This window comes from Candidatus Enterococcus wittei, assembly GCF_002140175.1.
Classification (GTDB): Bacteria; Bacillota; Bacilli; order Lactobacillales; family Enterococcaceae; genus Enterococcus_B; species Enterococcus_B wittei.
The window spans coordinates 270787-292839 of the sequence record NZ_NGMO01000003.1 but is presented as its reverse complement, the minus strand read 5'-3'; the positions used below and the strand labels follow the sequence as shown (position 1 = coordinate 292839).

At 36.5% G+C, this 22053-nt stretch carries 20 protein-coding genes; 15 read left to right on the top strand and 5 right to left on the bottom strand.

Annotated features, from left to right (window positions below):
* Positions 1-52 precede the first annotated feature (52 nt).
* The 3 genes from A5844_RS09270 to A5844_RS09260 are packed head-to-tail and all read left to right on the top strand — an operon-like array spanning position 53 to position 4002.
* Positions 53-1135, top strand: coding sequence for a DUF871 domain-containing protein (locus A5844_RS09270; RefSeq protein ID WP_086284903.1), 1083 nt, complete (start codon positions 53-55; stop codon positions 1133-1135).
* Positions 1119-2009 (top strand): N-acetylmuramic acid 6-phosphate etherase, encoded by an 891-nt coding sequence (gene murQ, locus A5844_RS09265; protein WP_086284902.1) that lies wholly within the window; start codon positions 1119-1121, stop codon positions 2007-2009. The genes A5844_RS09270 and murQ overlap by 17 nt, the downstream gene beginning before the upstream one ends.
* A 13-nt stretch (positions 2010-2022) precedes the next feature.
* Positions 2023-4002 carry a glucose PTS transporter subunit IIA gene (locus tag A5844_RS09260; protein WP_086284901.1) on the top strand — a complete coding sequence of 660 codons (1980 nt, stop codon included), beginning with the start codon at positions 2023-2025 and terminating at the stop codon, positions 4000-4002.
* Between the two features lie 660 nt (positions 4003-4662).
* On the opposite strand, the gene nrdI is transcribed toward A5844_RS09260, so the two are convergent.
* Positions 4663-5112, bottom strand: a complete 450-nt coding sequence (gene nrdI, locus A5844_RS09255) for a class Ib ribonucleoside-diphosphate reductase assembly flavoprotein NrdI (protein WP_086284900.1) — start codon at positions 5110-5112, stop codon at positions 4663-4665.
* A gap of 207 nt (positions 5113-5319) precedes the next feature.
* Here nrdI and A5844_RS09250 point away from each other — a divergent pair, with 207 nt between their 5' ends.
* From A5844_RS09250 to pcp, 4 genes are all read left to right on the top strand, one after another.
* Positions 5320-6744, top strand: a complete 1425-nt coding sequence (locus A5844_RS09250; RefSeq protein ID WP_086284899.1) for a basic amino acid/polyamine antiporter — start codon at positions 5320-5322, stop codon at positions 6742-6744.
* 210 nt (positions 6745-6954) lie between these two features.
* The gene (locus A5844_RS09245; RefSeq protein ID WP_086284898.1) at positions 6955-7641 is read left to right on the top strand and encodes a DUF969 domain-containing protein; all 687 of its coding nucleotides are present in this window, start codon (positions 6955-6957) and stop codon (positions 7639-7641) included.
* A 1-nt stretch (position 7642) separates the two neighbouring features.
* Positions 7643-8587 carry a DUF979 domain-containing protein gene (locus A5844_RS09240; protein ID WP_086284897.1) on the top strand — a complete coding sequence of 315 codons (945 nt, stop codon included), beginning with the start codon at positions 7643-7645 and terminating at the stop codon, positions 8585-8587.
* 223 nt (positions 8588-8810) lie between these two features.
* Positions 8811-9455 (top strand): pyroglutamyl-peptidase I, encoded by a 645-nt coding sequence (gene pcp / locus A5844_RS09235; RefSeq protein ID WP_086284896.1) that lies wholly within the window; start codon positions 8811-8813, stop codon positions 9453-9455.
* Positions 9456-9993: 538 nt separating this feature from the next.
* Here the strand turns inward: pcp and pnuC are convergent.
* Complete coding sequence (gene pnuC / locus A5844_RS09230; RefSeq protein WP_086284895.1) at positions 9994-10734, bottom strand: nicotinamide riboside transporter PnuC; 741 nt, start codon at positions 10732-10734, stop codon at positions 9994-9996.
* Positions 10735-11012: 278 nt separating this feature from the next.
* Here pnuC and gloA2 point away from each other — a divergent pair, with 278 nt between their 5' ends.
* The 8 genes from gloA2 (at position 11013) to A5844_RS09190 (ending at position 18423) form a co-directional block, all read left to right on the top strand.
* The gene (gene gloA2 / locus A5844_RS09225) at positions 11013-11393 is read left to right on the top strand and encodes an SMU1112c/YaeR family gloxylase I-like metalloprotein (protein WP_086284894.1); all 381 of its coding nucleotides are present in this window, start codon (positions 11013-11015) and stop codon (positions 11391-11393) included.
* Positions 11394-11484: 91 nt separating this feature from the next.
* On the top strand, positions 11485-12000 hold the full coding sequence (locus A5844_RS09220; protein ID WP_086284893.1) for a hypothetical protein: 516 nt from the start codon (positions 11485-11487) through the stop codon (positions 11998-12000).
* A gap of 80 nt (positions 12001-12080) precedes the next feature.
* A complete protein-coding gene (locus A5844_RS09215) occupies positions 12081-12260 on the top strand; it encodes a hypothetical protein (RefSeq protein ID WP_086284892.1) in 180 nt (59 codons plus the stop codon).
* 54 nt (positions 12261-12314) lie between these two features.
* Entirely contained in the window at positions 12315-12887 is a 573-nt protein-coding gene (locus A5844_RS09210; RefSeq protein WP_086284891.1) for a GNAT family N-acetyltransferase, read from the top strand.
* A gap of 308 nt (positions 12888-13195) precedes the next feature.
* Positions 13196-14398 carry an ammonium transporter gene (locus A5844_RS09205; RefSeq protein WP_086284890.1) on the top strand — a complete coding sequence of 401 codons (1203 nt, stop codon included), beginning with the start codon at positions 13196-13198 and terminating at the stop codon, positions 14396-14398.
* 20 nt (positions 14399-14418) lie between these two features.
* Positions 14419-15846, top strand: coding sequence for an amino acid permease (locus A5844_RS09200; protein ID WP_086284889.1), 1428 nt, complete (start codon positions 14419-14421; stop codon positions 15844-15846).
* A gap of 21 nt (positions 15847-15867) precedes the next feature.
* Positions 15868-16794: a glutaminase A gene (gene glsA, locus A5844_RS09195; protein ID WP_086284888.1), complete on the top strand. Its 927-nt coding sequence runs from the start codon at positions 15868-15870 to the stop codon at positions 16792-16794.
* Between the two features lie 174 nt (positions 16795-16968).
* Positions 16969-18423, top strand: a complete 1455-nt coding sequence (locus A5844_RS09190; protein WP_086284887.1) for a hypothetical protein — start codon at positions 16969-16971, stop codon at positions 18421-18423.
* Positions 18424-18822: 399 nt separating this feature from the next.
* Here A5844_RS09190 and A5844_RS09185 read toward each other — a convergent pair whose 3' ends face one another.
* The 3 genes from A5844_RS09185 to A5844_RS09175 are packed head-to-tail and all read right to left on the bottom strand — an operon-like array spanning position 18823 to position 21947.
* Positions 18823-19065, bottom strand: coding sequence for a hypothetical protein (locus A5844_RS09185; RefSeq protein ID WP_086284886.1), 243 nt, complete (start codon positions 19063-19065; stop codon positions 18823-18825).
* 31 nt (positions 19066-19096) lie between these two features.
* Complete coding sequence (locus A5844_RS09180; RefSeq protein WP_086284885.1) at positions 19097-20008, bottom strand: hypothetical protein; 912 nt, start codon at positions 20006-20008, stop codon at positions 19097-19099.
* 1 nt (position 20009) lies between these two features.
* Positions 20010-21947, bottom strand: a complete 1938-nt coding sequence (locus A5844_RS09175; protein WP_086284884.1) for a hypothetical protein — start codon at positions 21945-21947, stop codon at positions 20010-20012.
* Positions 21948-22053: the final 106 nt, after the last annotated feature.

Here is a 22053-nt window from a genome sequence, read left to right as displayed (position 1 = left end):
AGGTATATAATCAACTCATAAATGAATACGGATACACAAGTGAGGGATGACAATGTTTGGTTTCTCAGTTTTTATGAATGAAGATTTATCAGAAAACAAAAAAAATAGGATTCGTCTCATGGCAGAACATGGATTTATTGGTATATTTACTTCCATGCATATTCCCGAAGATGATCGTTCTGCTTACAAGAAACGGTTGGTAGAACTAGGGAATGAAGCTAAAAAAAATCATTTAGAATTAATGGTGGATATTTCCGGTGAAGCATTAGCATTGGCGGGCTTTTCCTTAGAGGATTTGAAACCGCTACGAGAAATCGGTGTTACAGGCCTGCGCATGGATTATCATATTTCCAACGAACGGATCGCTAAATGGTCTCACCAATTAAAAATCAGTTTGAATGCCAGTACGATCACTGAAGATGATGTGAAAGAATTAAAATCAGCCGGAGCAGATTTTGCCAATATGGAAGCTTGGCATAATTATTATCCACGACCGGAAACAGGGTTGGATAAAGAGTGGTATCGGGAAAAAAATGAATGGCTGGCCGATCAAGGCTTTACCGTACAAGGCTTTGTAGCTGGCAACGAAAAACTAAGAGGACCTTTGTATCAGGGATTGCCGACATTAGAGAGTCATCGTTATCTGCATCCATTGGCAGCTGCGTTAGAGTTGTTGGCTTGTGGTACAGACCTTGTTTATATCGGGGATGAAGGAATTTCTTCAGATGTTCGTGAGCAATTTGCGTATTATCAAGAGAATGATGGGATTTTGCTTCATGTCGAAAAGATCGATCCGCAGTATGGCGAGTATATATTAGGAGAGCATACGAACCGGCAAGATGAAGCAAGAGATGTGATCCGTAGTGCAGATGCACGCTTTAGAGAAATCCCAACAATCACCCAAAAACACACAAAAGAAAGAAAAAGAGGCATGGTCACACTGGATAATGACAAGTACCTTCGTTATATGGGGGAAATCCAATTAATGAAAGTGGATTTACCAGCAGATGAGAAGGTCAATTGTGTGGCACAAGTCATCACCCAAGATTTGCCTTTGATCCAACAGATCCATGCGGGAACTACTTATAAATTTATATGTAAAGAAGGAAGAGAAGATAATGATCAATTTAGATAATCTGACAACAGAACGTAGAAATCAGCAAACATTTGGATTAGATGAGATGAGTATTTCACAAGCTGTCCAGCTGATGAACCAAGAAGATCAAAAAGTCGCAGAAGCAGTTGCTAAAGAATTAACAAGTATTGAACCTGTCATTGAAGCAGCGATCGACTCATTTAAAAAAGATGGTCGTTTGATTTACATGGGAGCAGGAACAAGTGGACGTTTAGGCGTATTAGATGCAGCAGAATGTGTTCCGACTTTTGGGGTAGAGCCTGATATGGTCATCGGTCTGATTGCTGGTGGTGAAGAGGCAATGACGATTGCAGTCGAAGGAGCGGAAGATTCACTGGAACTTGGGAAAGAAGATTTGGTCAAACTCCACTTGACAGAAAATGATTTAGTCGTAGGGATCGCAGCTAGCGGGCGTACGCCTTATGTGATCGGTGGATTGGATTATGCACGTTCTATTGGCGCAAAGACAGCGACGATTGCTTGTAATAAAGAAGCTGAAATCAGTAAACATGCTGATTTTCCAATCGAAGTAGATGCTGGCCCAGAGTTTCTGACAGGTTCTACACGTTTGAAATCTGGAACGGCACAAAAATTGATTTTAAACATGATCTCAACGATCAGCATGATCGGGATCGGGAAAGTGTTCAATAATTTAATGGTGGACGTCAAACCAACCAATAAAAAATTAATCGAACGTTCCAAACGCATTATCATACAGGCAACAGAAGTTGATTATGAAACCGCAGAAAAATATTTTGAAGAAGCTGAGCAAAATGTAAAATTAGCGATTGTCATGATCTTAACAAATAGTGATAAACAAAGCGCTCAAGAAAAATTGATTGCAGCGGATGGTTTTGTCAAGGGAACTTTATAAGGGGGAAATGAAGATGGCAAAAAATGAATTGTCCTTAGCTGAATTAGCAAAACAAATCTATGCTGGCGCAGGTGGAATGGACAACGTGGAAAGCGTTGTTCATTGCATGACCCGTGTACGCATGAAGATTATTGATGAATCGCTAGTTGATGTAGCAAAATTGAAAGCGGTACCCGGGGTGTTAGGTGTAGTAGAAGATGAACAGCTCCAAGTTATCATCGGACCAGGAAAAGTCAATAAAGTAGCTCAAAAAATGGTAGATCAAGCTGGAGTAAAATTAGGTGAAAAAATTCCTGGAAAACCTTCAGCCAGTGCAACTTCGGGCTTATCTGGAAAAGATAAAGTCAATGAACGGGCACAAGAAATGAAGAATGCGCAAAAATCGAAACAAAAACCGTCAAAAATCAAATCGATTCTAAAAGATATTTCTAATATTTTCGTACCGATGATTCCAGCATTTGTTGGAACGGGGATTGTGGCTGGGATCGCAGCTGTTTTAACGAACCTTGTGGTAGCAGGGACGATCAGTGGAGATACTTGGCAGCAATACATTGATATTATGAATATTCTGAAAAACGGAATGTTTAGTTACTTAGTGATTTATACAGGGATCAATGCGGCCCAAGTTTTTGGGGCAACACCAACTTTAGGTGGAGTAATCGGGGCAGTCGTAATGCTTACAGGTATGAATCCTGAAGCGCCATTGACTAACTTGTTCACTGGTGAACCTTTAGCAGCTGGACAAGGTGGGATCTTGGGTGTTATCTTTGCTGTTTGGTTACTTTCAATTGTCGAAAAGAAATTGCATAAAGTAGTGCCAGATGCAGTGGATATAATCGTAACTCCGACACTTTCATTGATTGCGATTGGATTGATCGAAATTTTCTTGATCATGCCGTTAGCTGGATTTATCTCTGATGGTATGGTTGGTGGAATCGACTGGGTATTAGGTGTCGGTGGTGCATTTGCTGGTTTCGTTTTAGGAACATTGTTCTTGCCTATGGTGATGTTTGGGTTACACCAAATCTTGACACCGATTCATGTACAAATGATCGATGAAACTGGACGTACTTTGTTATTGCCAATCTTGGCAATGGCTGGTGCAGGACAAGTGGGGGCTGCATTAGCATTATGGATCCGTTGTAAAAAAGATAAAGAGTTAACTGAAATGATCAAAGGAGCTCTACCGGTAGGGATCTTAGGGATCGGTGAACCGCTGATTTATGGTGTAACTTTACCATTAGGTCGTCCATTTATCACAGCTTGTATTGGTGGTGGTATTGGAGGTGCAGTTATTGGCATGATCGGAAATGTCGGAGCAATTGCAATCGGACCTTCTGGCGTAGCATTAATCCCATTGATTTCAGATGGGAAATGGTATGGCTATGTACTTGGATTATTAGCAGCTTACGTAGGTGGATTCGCAGCTACTTTCTTCTTTGGTATCCCTAAAGAACAACTAGTAAAAGAGGAATTAGCAGAAGAAACGCCAACAAAAGCAGTGACTGGAGAATCAGCGTTGGTCCAAGAACAAGCAATCAGTTTAACTGCAGTAGCAGATGGAACTGTCTTAGCGATTGACCAAGCTAAAGATCCAGTATTTGCTCAAAAAATGATGGGGGAAGGATATCTAGTGGAACCTTCAAATGGTCAGATCTATGCTCCTACTGGTGGTGTAATCAGCTCTGTGTTCCCTACAAAACATGCCATTGGAATTACTACACCTAATGGTTTGGAAGTGCTAGTGCATATGGGAATCAACACAGTGGAATTAGGAGGTACACCTTTTGATGTCAAAGTTACCGAAGGACAAGTAGTTACACCAGATACACTACTAGCAGAAGTTGATTTAGCCGCTATTAAAGCCGCAGGTAAAGAAACTTCGATGATGGTTTTATTAACAAATATGGAACATGTTCGTCAATTTGTGTTAACTAAAACAGGAGCAACTAAAGCAAAAACGGTTGTTATGGATGTTGAGTCGATTCGTTAAAAAAAGTAATTGGTAATGTTTAGTGATGAAAAAAATAAGCAGGAGAATCTTGAAAATAGAATATCTATTTTCGGATCCTTCGGCTTATTTTTTTGACAATATCTATTTGTCTCACTTTTCTTTTTAAATGGTACAAACTTTTCTCGTTAAATGACAAAATAAACACCAAAAATTGTCATTTGATGATTTATTGTAGCTAAAGATACTTTCACTTTAACTAATTTTGAGATATTCTCTTGTACATAATCTTAAAACGATTTATCTGCTATAGGACGAATAAATTCTTGGCTCATTCATATCTGTCTCTTATACACATCTAGATGTGTAAAGGTGCTAGAAATAAAACTAGCACCTCTTTTTTGTGATTTGTAAATAAAACATTTGTATACTTGTAATGTTTTTATTTGAAAGAGAATATAGTAACAAATAACTACAACATTTTTACTATATAAAGAAAGTTGACACAGTTGTTACATCTTTATTTTCTAAGAATGGCCGAGTAAAAAGAATCTTCATTCACATATTCACATTTAGAAGGGCACAGTCATCCACTGTGTGATGATTTTGTTATTTCAAAGTAAGGACGAATGCTCATAAATGAATGTTGGAAAGTGATTGAAGAATTTTTCTTTAAATGTTTGTTCGGTCTTTACTCTACAGTTATTTTTGATAGGTTTCTACTAATTTCTGATAGATTCTTTCGACATCAGATGGGTTTCCTCTTAATTCATAATCTTCTAAAAAAGGGAACCCGAATTGTTGGGCATACTGCTTGGCAGTCAAACAATATTGATGGTTGAAATTTTTATTCCCACTACCGATAACCCCAAGACATTGCGCATAGTTGTTTTCATATTCTAAGTATTCACGCATTGTTTCAGTCAAAATTTCCTTATCACCGTTGTCTACACCATTACCTCCTTCTAAATAAGTAGGGACAAAAGTGAAGAAAGGTTGTGTTTCTTTTTCAAAATCACTATTTTCGTGAATTTCTTTTAGCGTGATACAAGGGAAGTCGGGATTACTTTCATGTTGTGCTTGCGCATAATCCGCTATTTTTTTTGCAAAACCACGAGTATTTCCCGAAATAGATATATATAGGATATTCATAGTTATTCCTCCAATCATTCTTATTTAGTATAGCATTTTTCCGAGTTTGTGGGGAAATAGGTTGGAGAAAAGGAGTATTCACTTTTCTTGTATAATTAGAGAAAAATGGGTACAATTAGATTTCAATTAGAATTTTCATGAAAAAAGAAAAACAAATCGATATTTGCTATACTTTGCATAAAGCGGTTTATTTTGGAGGATGCTTACATGGACACAGAGCAACAGAAAAAAGGTATTGGATTAATTCCGTTAGCAGCTTTAGTTATCGGATCAGCGATTGGAGGTGGCGTATTCGGCATCATGACCGACCTCTCAGGATCGGCTGGAGGTCCAGCACTTTTTAGTTGGCTTCTCGTAGGTACATCAATGATGATGCTTTCGTTATCGATCAATAATATCAATAAGAAACGTCCAGATTTAAAAGGGGGCATATTTAGTTATGCGGAAGCAGGTTTTGGACGGTTTGCAGGGTTTATCAGTGGCTGGGGCTACTGGCTGACTTGTTGGCTTGGCAATGTAGCTTTTGCGACCTTGTTAATGAGTGCTCTTGGCTATTTTTTCCCTATATTTGATGGGGGACAAAATGTCATATCTGTTATTGTGAGTACGATTTTCTTATGGGGCTATGCTTGGTTGGTGAATCGCGGGGTTGAAAATGCCAGTTATGTCAATGCGATTGTCACTGTTTGTAAACTCGTTCCCTTGTTCTTGTTTATTGTTGTAGCAATTAGTACATTTTCTATCCAACAGTTTATCAATAATTTTTCTAGTGACATCATTTTATCGGCAAATGGGCAATCTATCCCATTTTCTAGTCAAGTATTAAGCTGTGTCATGGTGATGCTTTGGGTTTTTGTTGGGATTGAAGGAGCTTCTGTCGTAGGGTCTCGGGCAAAGAAAAAATCTGATGTAGGAAAAGCCACGATTCTAGGAATCTTTGGTTTAATCATTGTGTATGTTTTGGTGTCGATGCTACCTTATGGAACGATGTCAATGCACGAGTTACAAACCATCAAAACACAACCAGCAATGGGCTATGTGTTTGAAATGATGGTCGGTAAATGGGGGGCTGTCTTGATCAATGGAGGGCTGATTGTTTCATTAGTTGGTGTCTGGTTATCATGGACGATCTTACCGATTGAAACGATGCGAAATATGGCAGATGATGGGTTATTGCCAAAACGTTGGGGAAAAGTTAACAAAAAAGGTGCGCCTACGTATGCCATCGTGTTAACGACCCTTTGTACCAATGCCTTTTTACTTTCCTTATTATTTACAGATAGTGCCTATAACTTTGCTTATACACTGGGAACGGCTGCGATATTTTTTACATGGTTGTTTCTAGGATTATATCAAATGAAATTGTCTTTCCAAAGAAAAGAATGGGTCCAGTTTAGTGTAGGTTTTTTAGCTAGTGCGTTTCAAGTATGGGCGATGTTGGTGGTGGCTTTTAATGAAGTGATGTTAGTATTGGTGTTATTCTTACCAGGTATTCTCTTCTATCTAAAAGCAAGAAAAGAACAACATGAACCTATTCCCCATTTGCAGTTAGATAAAATCTTATTGATTGTTATTTCATTAGTTGGAGTTACGGCTTCTGTCTTATTCGTCACAGGGGTGTTACATTTATAAAGAACCACGTTAGTATAAGTGCTCTTGCAAAAAAAATAAATATTATTATTGTTGAGACTGGGGAAATACTTGTTTCCAGTCTCATTTTTATGTTTTTTTTAATTTGACAGAATTTTAAAAAAATTGCATTTTTTGCAAAAATTATCTGTATTTTTAGTCAATTTTATTTTATAATTAGAAAATATCATGTAATTTTTAGGGGGATACTATATGGAGAATTATCTTAGTCTTTTAGGCGTATTAATTGTTATTCTCGGCTTTGCTTTTAAGCTGGATTCAATTTTGATCGTAATGGTTGCGCTGGTTGTTACTGCTTTAACTGGCGGACTTGGAATAAATGGCATGTTAGAGACTTTAGGAACAAGCTTCGTGAATAATCGTGGAATGGCCATATTCATCATAATCATGTTAGCAACTGGGACATTGGAACGAAATGGTCTGAAGGAATCTGCTGCTTCCTTGATCAAACGCTTCAAAAAAGTGTCCGCAGGGATGATTATTGATATTTACGGGGTTTTCCGAATGATCTTTGCTGCATTTAATGTTAGTTTTGGAGGAGTAGCTGGATTTGTTCGTCCAATTATCATGCCAATGGCGCTAGGAACGGTTGAGTCAAAAGGATTGGAAATCAATCCTGATCATGAAGAAGAATTAAAAGGAATGTCTTCTGCGATGGAAAATATTTGTTGGTTCTTTGGTCAAGTATTATTCGTTGGTGGAGCCGGTGCCTTGCTTGTTCAGTCAACATTAAAAGATCTAGGTTATGAAGTAACTTTAGGTCAATTAGCCTTAGTCCAAATACCTGTAGCTTTAACAGCGCTAGTTGTAGCAAGTGTTTACTTCTATTTAAAAGAAAAGAAATTAGCGAAGAAGTACTATTCAGGAAAGGAGAAATAAGATGGACTTTTTTACAAATCCTGAGATTCTACTAGGTGAAAAGTTATTAGAAATACTATATATCATTATGGGATTAGTGTTAGTTTATACTGGTCTTCGTAATATCAATGACAAAAGTAATCCTCATCGATATGGTTCTGCTTTTTTCTGGACAGTATTAGGAATCGTGATTGCCGGAGGGAGATGGTTGCCGCCAATGGCGAATGGTCTGTTGATTTTTGCGATGACTATTCCAGCGATTGCTAAAAAAGTCAGCAAGGGTGAAAGTCGCCTACCTGCAAAAGAATACATGGAAAAAATGTCCGATAAACTAGGTTTGAAGATTTTTATTCCTGCGTTGAGTATTGGTGTGTTTGCTATCTTGTTTGCTTTGTTCACTGACTTAGGAGCTTTAGTCGGAGTTGGCGTTGGTGTATTTGTAGCGATGTTGATCTTGATGTTCTTTTCAAGAGACAATCACCCAACCACTTTCTTAGATGATGCGGCAGAAATGTTAGGTACAGTTGGACCTTTAAGTATGTTACCGATGCTTTTAGCTTCATTAGGTGCGGTCTTCACAAGTGCAGGCGTTGGAACAGTCATCTCTAATGCTGTTGGAACAATCGTACCAGAAGGAAATGTGAACATTGGGATTATCATCTATGCTTTAGGAATGGTCTTGTTTACTGTGATCATGGGAAATGCATTTGCTGCAATCACTGTGATGACGGTAGGCATCGGTGCGCCTTTTGTCTTTAGCTATGGCGCAAATCCAGCCTTAGTCGGCATGGTAGCTTTAACTTGTGGTTTCTGTGGGACCTTATTGACACCGATGGCAGCTAACTTTAACATCGTTCCAGTTGCTATGTTGGAAATGAAGGATAAATATGGCGTAATTAAGAATCAATTATTTGTCGCTATATTCATGCTTGTGTTCCAAATTGCCTATATGATCCTTTTTAAATAGTCTTTGAAGAAAAAAACGACTTTTCTCGTTGTAGAAGAGTGACCCGTTTCTTTTTTTGCTTGCGGATTCGTTTAGTTATAGATTGTTTTTTGTTATGATGTAAGGATAAAGAAAGAGTACGTAAAAAATACAGGGTGTGTTTTTAAACAAAAAGAATTGATTTTACGGATAATTCTTTCAATGATCGGAAGGAACACATTCTTCAATAATGGAGGAATAGAAGATGAAAGTACTTGTAACTGGTTTTGATCCATTTGGTGGAGATAAAGTAAATCCTGCCTATGAAGCAGTCAAAAAAATGCCGGAAAAAATTGCTGGTGCAGAGATTATTAAAGTAGAAGTTCCAACAGTTTTTGGTAAAAGTAGCCAAGTAGTGAAAGAAGCAATCCAAGAACACCAACCTGAAATCGTTATTTGTGTTGGACAAGCGGGTGGTCGCTCTGCTGTTTCTTTTGAACGTGTAGCTATCAACTTAGCTGAGGCAAGAATCGAAGATAACGAAGGAAATCAACCATTTGATACAGCGTTGGAACCAGAAGGACCAGCGGCTTACTTTACTTCTTTACCAATCAAAGCCATGACGAAAAATGTGCAAGAACATGGCTTGCCTGCTTATATTTCTTATACAGCTGGAACATTTGTCTGCAATGATATCATGTATCGTTTGCTTCATCTGATCGAGACGGAATTTCCAACGATCCGTGGTGGCTTTATCCATGTACCATTTTCACCAGACCAAGTCATCGATCGCCCAGTTGGAACACCAGCTATGTCACTTGATGATATTGCTGCCTCCCTTACTTATGCGGTAGAAGCAGCGATTGAAAACAAAGAAGATATTTCTGGAAATGCAGGAACTACGCATTAAGAAACCGACTATAGATAGAAAGATCGAAAACAGACCACGTGTCTGATAATAGAGAAAAAGTCAAAGAATCAGAAAACAGCCTCTTTGTTTTTTATGATTCTTTGACTTTTTTCGTTATGGTTTATTCCTTCAATCAAAGTACTGTAGCAACGATTTTCCCACTTGGAACTAACTACTCAAATCAGAGTGCTGTTGTCTTAACTTTTTTCTTTACTGCTCCGTGCAAAACGCTTCTTTCATGACCTTTGATAAACGGTATTCAAAAGCCAGATCTTTCGATATTAAGCCGAAACTTAAAAAAATATGAGGAGCTATTTTCCCAAGTTCCGTCTTAATACTCAGTGCTGAACGGCTTTTTCATGACCTAGATAAGCGGTATTCAAGAATCTACACTTTGGACATAAGTCAAAACGCTTCTTTCATGACCTAGATAAACGGTATTCGAGAAGCTGATCCTCGGCACTAAGCCTAAAAATCGTAAAATATGGGAAGCTATTTTTCGATTTTTTTTCTTATTGCTCAGATCAGAACCCTTCTCTCATGACCTTTGATAATATTCTTCTTCCATGCTTTGCATGCGTTTACGTTCGTTTTTGTTATACCAAGGGGAGATTGTGAAGGCTAAGATATCGTTTAATAAGTAGACGGAACTGTTGACGAACATTGCTAGACTTGCAGAACCATGGGTATAGGAAACGTACCATAGAACCATTTGGGCAAGTCCGGAAGCGAGCCACCAATAATATTGATTGTTATAACGTAAGAAGCTGATAATGCCTGCGGATAAACTGATTGAAAATGCAATCGCATCGATCCATGGGCGTGGGTCATCTGTGTAGGTGCCAATCAAGTATCCTGAAATCATATAAACTAGAATTGTACCATTGATTGCGATTACCCAGCTTTTTCCTGTAAATGCTCGGATTTTTGAAGCCATATTATGGTTCCATTCTTTACTTAAAAGTACTGGGATATCGAGTGTGACCATGTAGGCAATTTGCTCGCCAATACTTAGATAATTTTTAGCAGAGAAACCAACGATGATAAAGCAAAGTGCTGAGAGGATTCCCAGAAGGCCATTGACCGATTTTGCGGCATTGATGGAAAGAATACATAATACACCTAGTGTTGTACCAATAAAGGTGATGAGGGACAACCAGGTGATCGGATTATTAACAAGGGTGATCACTTGGCATCCTAAGCTGAAATAAAATAGATAATAATTTTGTTGAGGCCAACCTTTGAGTTGATGTGCTAAAAAACGAAAATAAGATCTCATGTATAAAAACTCCTTTAACCACTAAATATAGTATGTTCTTAGTTATTGCAACACAACTTATTGTATTCTTTTCAAAATAAAAATCTAGTCTTACATTTTAAAATAATGTGTGTTATTATAATTTTTAATTATTTTTTTGGTAGTAATCTGACTGTGAAGATTTCTCTGTAGCTGTTTTTATTGTTACAGATGTAGAGTTTTTTCATTTCAATGAAAAAAATAGGCTAAAATAGGATAAATTGGTAAAATGAAGAAAATAAAAAAATGGATGTGAGATTATGGATCTGTCAACGATTCATCATGTAGCGATCATTGTTTCTGATTATGAAACATCTCGTGCTTTTTATGTAGACAAATTAGGATTTGAAGTGATTCGAGAAAATTATCGAGAAGATCGTGGAGACTACAAATTAGATTTGCGATTGGGAAATGCAGAACTTGAGATTTTTGGCATCAAGAATGCACCTAAAAGACCAAGTTATCCAGAAGCATGTGGGTTAAGACATCTTGCCTTTAAAGTAGAAAATATTGAAGCTGTGGTGGCTGAGCTGAAGGAGAAAGGAATTGCATCAGAACCAATCCGCATAGACACATTTACTGGAGAAAAAATGACATTTTTCTTTGATCCAGATGGTTTACCTTTAGAATTACATGAATAAAGATAACAAATTTGTCACCTTTTCTTCCTGTCATTCGATTTTTTCCTAAATTGATTCTTGTTATGCTAGAAAAAAACGGGAGAAATAGGAAATGAAGAAAATTATATATGGTGGATTAATTGCTTGTGTGATCGGAGTAGCGGCTTCTTTCGGACTACTCGATGCTACGTTTTCTTATGATGATATCAGTGGACAAGAATACCATGTATCGCTAAAAAAAGCAGTGGATATTTTTGAAGAAGAATACCAAGAACACCAGATCACACATATTGAATTTGCGATCCCAGCCAAAAGCAAACAACTGACCAATACAGCTTATGAATATATTATTTATTCCCCTAAACAGGTTGTTGCGATCAATCCAGTGTCTGGAAAAACGACTAAAGTAGCTTCAGGAAAACAAAATAAAACGAGAAAAAGTTTTAATGTAGATACGATAAAAAAAATAAAAAATCCACAAATAGCCATGAAAGAGGCCATAGCTAAAACTGGGAAAGCACATAGTAAAGCGAAACAATGGGAGATCACAGAAAAAAATGGTCAATTGATTTATGAAGTACAGATCCTGGATGCAGATTACTCACAAAAAATACAAATAAATGCTTGAAAGAGAAGTGATTTCACTTCTCTTTTTTTGGTGATGAGAGTAATCTAAAGATGACAAGTAAGAAAGGAAGTTGAGAAATTATGCAAAAAATGATCTGTCCTAACTGTGGCAAAAAATTCACTTATGAAGAAGTCAATAATATCGTACAACATGTAAAGAAAGAAATGCCAATCGTTTGTCCGTATTGCCGATCAGAAGTAAAGAAAGTCATTTCTCATGGCTATTTTGTGACACAAAAAATCGAAGATTATTTAAAATGACGATTTTGTCCTCCCTTTTTAGTATGTTAAAATGGTAAAAAGGGGATGAATAGAATGATTCGTTTTGCACAAAAAAAAGATGCAGCAGAAATTGCACCGTTGATCATGGTTATTTTAAAGGATATGGAATTACCATTCCTTTTAAAGTATGGAGAAGAAAAAACACTTGTAATCTTAAAAGAAGCTATCACTGATCCAAATTATAGATATAGTTATTCACGTGGACTTGTGGAGGAACGAGAAGGCAAAATTGCTGGTGTGGCTTTTGGATATACGGATGAAGAAGAGTCAGTGATTGATGAACCATTAAAAGCAATCCTGAAAAAAAATGGGATCAATGTTGAGGAAAAATTGTTCCTTGATCATGAAACATTTCCCAATGAATGGTACTTGGATTCGATTTCTGTTTCTAAAGAATTTAGAGGGCAAGGAATTGGTTCTGCGCTCATTTCAGCTTTACCTAAACTAGCCAAAAAATCAAATCGCGAGATTATTGGATTGAGTGTAGATGAAATGAATCCGAAAGCAAAAAAATTATATGAACGTCATGGATTTGAAGTGGTTGGAAAGCGACAGATCAGTGGACATTTGTATGATCATATGCAAAAAAGAATCAACAATAATTGAAAAATTTCGGGAAATTTCCAGTAATTGTTTTAATTGTTAAAAAAATAAAGAAAATTTACGAAAACAAAGAGGTAGAATATCTATCTATTTATCAATTTATTTGGCTAGGAAAAGCAGATAAGAGGATATATAAGGCACATATGAATCATCTATTATTGGATTTTTGAAAGATTTCAGTTGATGTATCAATACATCCACTGAAATCTTTTTTTGTTTTATGCTTTTTTGCGTTTGAAACAGAAAAAAGTAGAAGAAATAACATCAACTTCTTGTTCTATACTCACCAATGTAGAAAAGAGGTGAGAAAAATGAATAACTTTTCAATCAATACAGGGGATACAGCCTTCATGATCTTATGTACAGCAATGGTTTGTCTGATGACACCTGGACTTGCATTTTTCTATGGCGGTCTTGCTCGGAAAAACAATATTCTAACCATTATGGCACAATCCTTTATAGCAGTTGGCATTACTACGATCATGTGGCTCTTTGGTGGATTTGGATTTGCTTTTGGAAGTGACATTGGTGGAGTGATTGGTAATCCACTAGACTTTTTCATGATGCGACAAGTGACTTCTGTTCCTAACTTACTTCATGGAGCTACGATCCCTTTTTTATTATTCTTCTTCTATCAGTTGATGTTTATTGTCATTACCGTTCCGTTAATGACCGGTGCTTTTGCAGGTAGGTTGAATTTAAAAGGATATGTTTTACTTGTGATCTTTTGGAATCTTTTGATTTATTTTCCAGTCTGTCATTGGATCTGGGGAGGTGGTTTCTTATCCCAACTTGGCTTTCGTGACTTTGCTGGAGGGACAGTGATCCACACAACCGCAGGATTCGGTTCATTAGCCTGCATTCTTACTTTAGGCCAAAGAAAGATTCCAGAGGCACAACGTAATCAACACAGCAATCTTATGGCTACAGCAATTGGGACAGGGTTACTTTGGTTTGGCTGGTTTGGCTTTAACTCAGGTGGTGCTTTTCGTGCGGATTATCAAGCAGCAAATGCTTTTGGTTCTACTTTTATCGCACTTGCCTTTGCAATGATCACTTGGTTGATCATCGCAAAAGTGAAGGGCCATGGCTTTGACTTTGTAGATGTATTAACTGGGTCTGTGGCTGGGCTAGCGACGATTACTCCTTGTGCCGGATATGTAGCACCTAAAGATGCTCTATTTATTGGGATCATTGCAAGTATTGTTTGTTATACAGCTGTGAACTATCGTAAGAAAAAACAATGGGATGATGCATTAGACGTTTGGGGAGTTCACGGTATCGGCGGATTTACTGGAACGATTCTCATTGGCTTATTTGCTAGTGGTAATTTACTTGATCCAAGCAGTTGGCTATTATTAGGTGTCCAAGTGCTAGGTGTTATTATCGTTGCTACGTATGCTTATGTGCTAACTACTCTCATTTTAAAAGTAAGTATGCATTTTACAACGATTACTACTACAAAAGTAGAACAAGAAAAAGGTTTAGATTTTACTTTTTTTAGTGGGAAATAAAAAAGAGAAGAGGAGCTTTCATGGAACAAAGTAAAGCAAAAAATCCTGTAAAAAAATTAACATTTTTTGGCTTTTTAGCAATGACAATTTCGATGGTGGTTTCATTATATGAATACCCTACATTTGCAACTTCTGGTTTTAGTTTAGTCTTTTTCTTATTACTAGGTGGTTTGCTATGGTTTATTCCAGTAGCCTTATGCGCGGCAGAAATGGCTACGGTAAAAGGTTGGGAAAAAGGTGGCGTTTATACATGGGTAAGTCGTACTCTTGGGAAACGATTTGGATTTGCTGCAATCTTTTTTCAATGGTTTGAGATCACGGTTGGTTATTTGACTATGTTGTATTTCTTGACCGGTGCTTTATCCTATGCAACTGGAATTCAAGCAATCCAAAATAACAAGTTCATTAAATTAGCTGTTTTACTGATTATTTTTTGGGCAATTTTAATTTCACAATTAAAAGGAACTAAGTATACTTCCCTAATTGCGCGTATTGGTTTTGTTGCAGGGATCTTACTTCCTGCTTTGGTTTTATTTGGTTTAGGTATTAAATATATCGCTTCAGGCGCACCATTACAAACTACGTTGTCAATGAAAACATTCATTCCTGATTTTTCAAAACTACCAACATTAGTGGTGTTTGTCTCATTCATCTTAGCTTACATGGGAGTTGAAACTTCTGCTAGCCATGCAAATGAGATGGAAAACCCTAAAAAAGATTATCCATTAGCGATGTTTGTTTTAGTTGTTTTGGCAATTATTCTAGATACATTTGGCGGATTGACGGTGGCGACAACAGTTCCACAAAATGGGTTATCTCTTAATACAGGAGTAATCCAATCATTAGAGTTTTTATTGCGTCATATTGATCCACAACTTGCATGGATCACGAAAATATTAGCTATACTGGTTTGCTTAGGTGTGATCGGTGAAATTGCTTCTTGGGTGACTTCCCCTTCAAAAGCACTGCATGTCGCAGCGGAAGAAGGATTATTACCTGAGTATTTTGCAAAGGAAAATGCACATGGTGTACCAGCACATTTAATGATTGCTAATGGTATCGTAGCAACGATTTGGGCTAGTGTTTTCACACTAAGCGGTGGAGGCAACAATTTATCTTTTCTAGCAGCGATGTCACTGACTGTTGTGATTTATCTGATGTTGTATTTCATGTTTTTCATCGGTTACTTAAAATTGGTTTATAAAGATGAAACTCTTGAAAGAGCTTATCAAGTGCCAGGAGGAAAGGTCGCCAAAACAATTATTGCCTGTCTTGGTCTGTTGACTTCGGTTTTTGCCTTTTGTATTTCATTTGTTCCTCCTGCAAGTATTGCATCTAACCAACATGGTATTTATGAAATCATTCTGGTAGTTTCTTATCTTGTTGTATTAGTGATTCCATTTACGATTTATGCATGCCGTCATAAATTCCAACATGCAAAAAAATAAAAATGAAAGCTGGTTATTCAAATGGACGTAGAAGAATTAAAACAATTGATCGGGAAAAATTTTCATTATTATCAAACAGGACAAGTGGCAAATTACATTCCTGCTTTAGCAAAAGTTGATCCGAAACAACTAGGAATGGCCATTTATGATTTGAAAAATGATCGGATGATTGAAGCAGGCGATTCGAATGTCCGATTTGCTATTGAAAGTATGTCGAAAGTACCGGTCTTGCTTTTGGCGATCAAAGATAACGGTCTAGAACGAGTATTTCAAACAATCAACACAGAGCCTACCGGTTTTGCGTTCAACTCGATTATGAATATGACGATCAATCATCGAAAACATCCGATGAATCCATTCGTCAATGCTGGCGCTATTGCAACGACTTCTTTAATCGCTGGGGAAAATGCAGAGGATAAATTTGACCGCATTCTTTCATTTATGAAGGAAATTTGTGATGATCCCGAGATTACTTTAAATGAAGAGATTTACCATTCAGAATCAAGAACAGGAGATATCAATCGTTCTCTTGCTTATTATATGAAAGGCAATCAAATGATCGAAGGAGATGTTCCAGAAATATTAGATGTGTACTTCAAACAATGTTCTGTAAATGTGACAGCTGTAGGGATTGCAAAATTAGCCGCTGTATTAGCAAATAAAGGGGTAGCACCATGGAATCAACAACAAATTATCTCTGAAGAAAGTGCTACGATCGTCAAATCGATTATGACCACTGCAGGATTATATGATGAATCAGGAGAATTTTCTGTCCATGTGGGAGTACCAGCTAAAAGTGGTGTAGGGGGCGGCTTGATGGCGGCTGTGCCAAATCGCTATGGGATGGGTGTTTTTAGCCCTGCATTGGATCCTTATGGTAATAGTGCAGCGGGTATCCAATTATTGACAGATGTAGTGAAAGAATTACATGCGGATATTTTTGAATGATCACTAAATCGTTATCGAAATAGAAGAATAAACAGGAATAAAGAGTTATTTAATTTTTTTATTCCTGTTTTTTTATTTTGTTAGTTTTGGAATCGATTACTTTTAGCAAAATAAATAGCATGTTTTTTTTATATATGCTTAAATAATAGGGGGAGTTATGTAGGAGGTTGTAAGATGTTGGAAAGGTATATTGAACACAATATCTTTAGAAAGATATACTTGTGTGAACAGTTATTTGAATATCGAAAAATCGATATGGAACAAACTGCTTATTTGCTAGGAGTAACCCTACCGACGATTATGAGTGATTTGAAAAGTATGGTTGAATCACTGGAATATTGTATAGAAGAACACTGGAAAGAAAAACATATCTATCATATCCATTTCAAAAAAGGCATCATGCTTTCTGAATTAACTCAATTTTTATACGGACAATCTTACTTATTAAAGTTTTTGAGCTATTATTTTGAAGGTAGATTTACGAGTACAGAACTTTCGGATTTGGAATACATTTCATTGAGCAAAGTATACAGTATTAAAAAAACAGTTTTGGATTTTTTCAAGGAAAATGGTTATCTAAAAGACAAAGAAATTATAATTTCAGAATTTGATTCAAGAAATATTTTACTTGCTTTAGTTCGTTATACGAATTGGGAAGGATATGTAAGTAGAAATAAAGAAATCAAGGAATCATGTGATGCATTGATTGATTATGTTGAAACTCATTTTTTCAAACGAAGATATTTACAGGATGAACGATTCTTGATCTTTCGTGGAATCGAAATTGCTATTGGGAGGAACGACATTCCTATTTCTTTCAGTGAAAAGGATAAAAATGAAGCACGAGCGAAACCTTTGTTCCAATTGATTTGCCGAGGATTACAAGAACAAAAAAGCTCTCTAGATTTTCAAGAAGATGATGTTTATTATCTTTTTTATTTGTTTAACACGCGCAATTATACTAATTCAAATATGGAATTATTAAATAAAGATTTTATTACAGTGTTTGAGGGTTTTCTAAATAATGATACTTATTATAATGAGTTGTTTACAATGATCGCTGATCGACTACATGGGATAGATCCAAATGATTTTCTCTTCAAAAAGTCCTTTTTGCAATTTATTCGTACGTTTTGGGCAGATGGCCAAGTTTTTCTTCCTGAAAAAATCTATTTATTAACAAAGGAAGAAGAAGGACTCTATCAAGAGACCTGGAAGATTTTAAATGATTGGAAAAGGAAAAATGGTTTGAAGATTCGATGGAACGCTAATTTAGTAAGGAAGTTTATTAAAGAAAGTTTTCTAACCCTCAGCGATCGAACAGAAAATACGATATCCGAGATTTTTATTGTGACGGAGAACGTGACGAAACAATTGTTTTATAGAGAAAAGCTTGATATTTATTTGAGTGGAGCAATAAAGATCAATTCTGGTATTTATCATTTCTTAAATGAATTACCTGATGAATGCTTATTTAGTGCAACTCGCTTAGTACTTTGTGATGTTTCAAAGTATCTCTCGGGATTTGATTCAGATAAAACACGTATCTTACCTGTTTCATTGAAGCAAATCGATTTTCAGTTACAACAACTTTCAAATGAATTGCATGGTGGGGCATTTTTCGATTGAACTGGAGGACTTGCTTCTTTTCATGGAGAGTTCGAAGAGAATCGAGTAAGAGAAAATAGCAGTTCTCTTGCCTAAAAAATGCCATCAATGAATACTGGGCAAAAAAGAACGTTAAGAATCTACTTATTGGTAGAAGAGCGTGGGACAAAAGTATTTATTTACTCTTGTTTCACGCTCTAAATACGTATAAACGGCGGAATCAGAAGCAACTCCTTCGATAATAAGCTGGAATTCACAAAAATTTGAAAAGCAATTTTCGTGAATTCCTTCTTATTTCTCGGAGTTAACGACTTCTGTCCCAGCCTCTTCTATTTGGAATAAAATAATTTTTTTGTTACATGTATTTATTTAAATATTAAAAAAAGTGTAGTGAGTCTCTAAATAGTGGAAGTAGAGGAATCATACAAAACGAAAATCCGCTTTTGCTTTCTGAATCGCTTCATGCAATATAGCTGCTTCTTTAACTTTGCCTGCTTTAAGCATATCTCTTTCATCTGCTTGTGCCTCATCAATTAAGGACTGTCCATAATCATTTGGCACATCCTTATCATCATGTGCTGGATGTCCTTTGCGAGCTCTAATTGAGCCTGCATTTGCTAAATTTTGAAGGTGTGCATTGTATATTCTAGATTTGATTGGCATGGTAACTTCCTCCTTATTTATTTGTTTATTTTTATTCTATTGTTTTGAGTTCAGTTAATAGTTCTACGGGGAGTTTTTTACGGTACTCATTTATTTTTGCGGTTAAAATTTGTTGGGCTTGACTGATTTCTTGATAAGATTTGTCAACAAGTTCATTTAGTTTTTCCGCTGTTTTGGCAGAATGATAATCTAGTTGATATTTGATCTGCTGAATCTCGATTAAAAAATTTTGGAACATCACGATTAAATGGTTGACGATCGTTAAAAGTTCATTGATATCGACACTCCTTCCTTGAAGATCAAGATTTTTTGCAGTTAAATGGGCCATTTCTGAAAGGATACTTCGTTGTTTATCCAAGTTCTGATAATACTTTGAACTTGTTTTATTCACGCTCTCATTTAAGATGAGCCAATCATTTCTTTTACGATTGTAGTCGTCAATCATTTTATTTGTTTCAACAGCATAGGCAATCCCGTAAAATGGAATGAGGTGGTTACAACTGTTTACTCGTCGATCAATTTCGTTACTACGTGTCCGAAGCCACGCTAATGTACTTTGACTTTTAGCTTGCTGAGATTCATGATATGAAATTTCTTCTGTTACCGCAGCTAATATTCCTTGTAATTCTAAAATCTTTTTTTTGTTCTTTTCTAGTTGTGCAGTTTCTTCTGATTTTTTTGAGGCTGTCAGTTCACCATATGATTCAAGTTTCAATTTTACTCTTTCATGTGCCGTTATAAGGGCTGTACATGAAGTTATCGCTTGATCTAGAAGCAATGTAACGGTATTCCAAGTAGCTTGTTTTAGTGGAACTTCATTTAAGCTAGAAAGAGAGTAACCTGGAATAACCGATTGTGCCTTTGGGTGATCAGGAGTTTTTGTAAATACATTGGTCAGTTGGTTCAAGCTTTTAAGTTGTTCTAAAAACTGTGTGGTTCTCATATCATTCACCAACCTCTACAAATTCCAGTAGCATTTTTTCTTTTTCCTGTTGAGCTAGTTCCACTCTTTTTTTGAAGTCTGCATCTTTGCTTTGGGAAGAGCGAAGAGTGACTTGTAATTTTTCTTCTATTTCTTTCGCCATCTGTTGGGCTAATTTCCAATGGGAGCGAGGATCATCTTCTGCACGTTGAAAGGAAATATCAAGGGTTGCTTTTGCTTGGTTGCTAGAAGAAAGATAGGCATCAAATACAAGATAAAGTGCTTGCCATTTACTGCCCATCACAAACCAATGGCGATTGAATTGGACATTTGTCGTGGCATACTTGACTAGAGTGGGGAGGTTATCTGCTTTAGTATCTAATTGTCGTTCTAATATGGCTAAAGCATCATCGTTAGAAAGGTTATCGCACGCTTTTTCAATGGACTTCCAAAAAATTGCAACGGTGGTAAGTGTTGAACCTACTGTGGATAAGCATGTGACAGCTAATTGCAGGGAATTTAGTACTACTTCAGTATCAATGATATCGATATTGGCATTTTTTATTTTCCGTGTGAATTCAGCAATCCTTGCCAGATTTTCTGTATTTTTAGAATTTAAGTCGAAATTCAAGCGTAGCATTTCTTGTGCTAACAGATCTTTGGCTGCGGCAGCGCTTCTTGCATTGTTTCCGATTGTTGCCATCCGTTCTTCTAACTCTTTTGATGCTTCGCCGACGGATAGACCAAGTTCAGTCGCCAGCTTTGCTTTTAAATAACTTTCATCAGAAGAAATCTCATTTTCTAGTGTTTTTTTACGTTGTGTATCAGTTTCTTGTTCATCTTTTAGTTTTTGGATATCGTTATCAATCTCTTCCTTACTTCTTTTGTCTTCTAGCTTTTCTTTTTCATAGGTTTCAATACGTGAAGGATAGTTATTTAATCGAGTCGTTAGGAGTTCTAGTTCAGCTTTGTTTGTGCCTAGACGTGTTTCTCGTGCGGTAACATCTGGTGATGATGGAGTAGGTTCTTTTTCTTTAGGTTGGGCAGGGGACTCTGGGGCTTGTGTATTGATATTGATCTTAGGTGTTTTTGAACCATAATAACCAGAGATAGCAGTACCAACACTTCCTGCAATTGTCCCTAAGCCACCGATAACTGCGCCGACAATTTCCAGTGTATTTGCTTTATCATTTAACTCACGGGCTTCTTGGTCATATTTTGCATAAAGTGTTTGTGCTTCTTTGATTTGTTTTTCAAGTTCCGACTTAGAGACGTAATAAGCATCCAATTGTGCCTTATAATCTGCTAATTGTTTCATCCGGAGCTGATATTTTTTTTGGTTCTCACTCCCCACTAGAACAATATTTTCCCCTTCTTTGAATGTTTTTGTTTTTAGTTCTTCAAAGCGTTCTGCTAGCTTTAAAGCTGATCCAGACATTCCTTTCGCTACTTTTTTAACTTGATTAAGATAATATTTCATATCATCAATATCTAATAGATCAACTGATGAAAGTTGTTCATACACATTTAGTAAATTTCCAACGACTGCACTAGATGCGATTTTAAACTGATTGGCTAAGGAAGTAGAGTCTGCAACGGCATTGTAAATATCGACTCGAAGTTTATATAAATTTTTATGGGCATCTCCTTCGTAAATCCCGTTACATGCATTATACGAAATGTCAATGAGGGAAGCGGAACTTTCTAAATTCATACATAGGCTCTCTAAGTCGATTTGGTTTAGGATGTCTACTATAGCGCGTTGAACAATCAATGAATCAGAAGGGGGAGCTTCGAGCATAGAGTAAGGACCTTCAGTTAGTGTTCCATTGTTGTATTTCAACAGGATGAGGGGACCTTCAGTAGTTTTTAGCATCTCTGTTCGCATATTATTAAAATTGATCTCACTAATTTGAAGTGAAGCGTGGATTAAAGTGGATAGGTCTTGTGTTTTTGTCATTTTAAAACTCCTTCCTATACTTTAACGGCAAGAAAGAAAACGATGTCAAAGATCATTTTTAAGTTATCTGTTTATTGTTATTCTATAATTAAATAATCAAATTTCA

Excerpts from the sequence above, each read along its gene's own strand:
- A5844_RS09270 (WP_086284903.1), top strand. The coding sequence starts at position 53 with ATGTTTGGTTTCTCAGTTTTTATGAATGAAGATTTATCAGAAAACAAA.
- murQ (WP_086284902.1), top strand. The coding sequence starts at position 1,119 with ATGATCAATTTAGATAATCTGACAACAGAACGTAGAAATCAGCAAACA.
- A5844_RS09260 (WP_086284901.1), top strand. The coding sequence starts at position 2,023 with ATGGCAAAAAATGAATTGTCCTTAGCTGAATTAGCAAAACAAATCTAT.
- nrdI (WP_086284900.1), bottom strand. The coding sequence starts at position 5,112 with ATGAATATCCTATATATATCTATTTCGGGAAATACTCGTGGTTTTGCA.
- A5844_RS09250 (WP_086284899.1), top strand. The coding sequence starts at position 5,320 with ATGGACACAGAGCAACAGAAAAAAGGTATTGGATTAATTCCGTTAGCA.
- A5844_RS09245 (WP_086284898.1), top strand. The coding sequence starts at position 6,955 with ATGGAGAATTATCTTAGTCTTTTAGGCGTATTAATTGTTATTCTCGGC.
- A5844_RS09240 (WP_086284897.1), top strand. The coding sequence starts at position 7,643 with ATGGACTTTTTTACAAATCCTGAGATTCTACTAGGTGAAAAGTTATTA.
- pcp (WP_086284896.1), top strand. The coding sequence starts at position 8,811 with ATGAAAGTACTTGTAACTGGTTTTGATCCATTTGGTGGAGATAAAGTA.
- pnuC (WP_086284895.1), bottom strand. The coding sequence starts at position 10,734 with ATGAGATCTTATTTTCGTTTTTTAGCACATCAACTCAAAGGTTGGCCT.
- gloA2 (WP_086284894.1), top strand. The coding sequence starts at position 11,013 with ATGGATCTGTCAACGATTCATCATGTAGCGATCATTGTTTCTGATTAT.
- A5844_RS09220 (WP_086284893.1), top strand. The coding sequence starts at position 11,485 with ATGAAGAAAATTATATATGGTGGATTAATTGCTTGTGTGATCGGAGTA.
- A5844_RS09215 (WP_086284892.1), top strand. The coding sequence starts at position 12,081 with ATGCAAAAAATGATCTGTCCTAACTGTGGCAAAAAATTCACTTATGAA.
- A5844_RS09210 (WP_086284891.1), top strand. The coding sequence starts at position 12,315 with ATGATTCGTTTTGCACAAAAAAAAGATGCAGCAGAAATTGCACCGTTG.
- A5844_RS09205 (WP_086284890.1), top strand. The coding sequence starts at position 13,196 with ATGAATAACTTTTCAATCAATACAGGGGATACAGCCTTCATGATCTTA.
- A5844_RS09200 (WP_086284889.1), top strand. The coding sequence starts at position 14,419 with ATGGAACAAAGTAAAGCAAAAAATCCTGTAAAAAAATTAACATTTTTT.
- glsA (WP_086284888.1), top strand. The coding sequence starts at position 15,868 with ATGGACGTAGAAGAATTAAAACAATTGATCGGGAAAAATTTTCATTAT.
- A5844_RS09190 (WP_086284887.1), top strand. The coding sequence starts at position 16,969 with ATGTTGGAAAGGTATATTGAACACAATATCTTTAGAAAGATATACTTG.
- A5844_RS09185 (WP_086284886.1), bottom strand. The coding sequence starts at position 19,065 with ATGCCAATCAAATCTAGAATATACAATGCACACCTTCAAAATTTAGCA.
- A5844_RS09180 (WP_086284885.1), bottom strand. The coding sequence starts at position 20,008 with ATGAGAACCACACAGTTTTTAGAACAACTTAAAAGCTTGAACCAACTG.
- A5844_RS09175 (WP_086284884.1), bottom strand. The coding sequence starts at position 21,947 with ATGACAAAAACACAAGACCTATCCACTTTAATCCACGCTTCACTTCAA.